The sequence below is a fragment of the Corynebacterium sp. MSK035 genome (assembly GCF_030232615.1).
In the GTDB taxonomy this organism is placed as follows: domain Bacteria; phylum Actinomycetota; class Actinomycetes; order Mycobacteriales; family Mycobacteriaceae; genus Corynebacterium; species Corynebacterium jeikeium_D.
In genome coordinates, this window is sequence record NZ_JASPJP010000039.1 from 1 (window position 1) to 1,411 (window position 1,411).

1 protein-coding gene is annotated in these 1,411 nt (G+C 56.5%); it reads left to right on the top strand.

Going from position 1 to position 1,411, the window contains the following annotated elements:
• The first annotated feature begins 162 nt into the window (after window positions 1–162).
• A complete protein-coding gene (locus QP978_RS10725) occupies window positions 163–1,353 on the top strand; it encodes an IS1249 family transposase (protein WP_162838042.1) in 1,191 nt (396 codons plus the stop codon).
• Window positions 1,354–1,411: the final 58 nt, after the last annotated feature.

Genomic DNA, 1,411 nt, shown 5'->3' on the forward strand with positions numbered 1-1,411 from the left:
GGGTTAAGTAGCAAAAAGTGTGTCTGACTTTCAGCATTACTGCTGATTAGGCTGGGTAAATCGGGCGGATATAAGCATCAAGACCTTATATCCGCCCGATTAGTGTTCAATCCACCGGAATGGCACCCGCATGTGCTAATCGGGGGTTGGTGTGCTTTCCGGGTGAGTAAAAACAGACCACGATGCCCGATATGCGCTGGGCAAATGAAGAAAAACGGAACCACTTCTAAAGGCACAACCAGGTGGCGATGCAAGGACCCGAACTGCGGCAGTTCCACGACACGAACCCGCACCGACCGCACGCAGACCCGCGACTTTAAAGCCTTCGTCTCTTATGCCACCTCCACAGCAACGTTGTCTGAACTCGCCCAGCAACAAGGGGTAAGCCGTTGGACACTTGACCGCCGATTCAAACCGTTCTGGCTCATCGACATCCCCAACGACGGTGACCCACAGCGCATCTACGACCAGATCTTCATCGACGGTACCTACACCGCCGCCGGATGCTTGCTCGTCGCAGCCAGCCACGACCACGTCATCGCATGGCACTGGACCAAACACGAAACCGCCCACGCCTACACGCAGCTACTCCGCAAAATCGCTGAGCCGCTCTGCGTCGTCCTCGACGGCGGACAAGGCGCACTTACTGCGATTAAAGCCTGCTGGCCGAACGCGATAATCCAACGATGCCTCGTCCATGCGCAACGCGTCATCCGCCGCTACACCACATCACGACCACGCACCGACGCCGGCAAAGCCATCTACGCCCTGGCGTTGAAACTGACCCGTATCACCACACTCGACCAGGCACGGGAGTGGACGCTGCGTCTGCACGACTTCGGACAGGTATTCAAAGCATTCCTCAACGAGAAAACGCCCGTGTCAAAAGAGCGCCGCACACTCAACAACCAGTGGGAATGGACCCATCTGCGAGTTCGCAAGGCATACAACTCCCTGCTGCACCTCTCACGGAAAGGATGGCTGTTTACCTACCTGCAGCCACCACCGAATGCGCTTGAGCCTCAACGCTGGGCTTCAACGACAAACAGTCTGGAAGGCGGCATCAACGCCGGGCTCAAACGCATCGCCGACGCGCATCGCGGCAGGTCCGGGGAACGCCAACGAAAAATGCTCGAGTGGTACCTGCACTCGAAAACGCAACTGCCTGACGACCCATTAAAGATCGCCAGGCAGTGCAATTTCGGCCAAGATCAACTCGCCAAAGTCAACGATCTTGTCGAAGAAGACCACAACAAAGCCGACCATGAAACAGGCCGACCAGCCTTCTACGACAACGCTATCCCAACCGAGTACGAACACTCGATAGGAATCAGAAAAGGCCCCATGAAGTAACAAACGGTGTGCCCGCCCCGCAACACGCCGAGCGGACACACTTTTTGCTACTTAACCC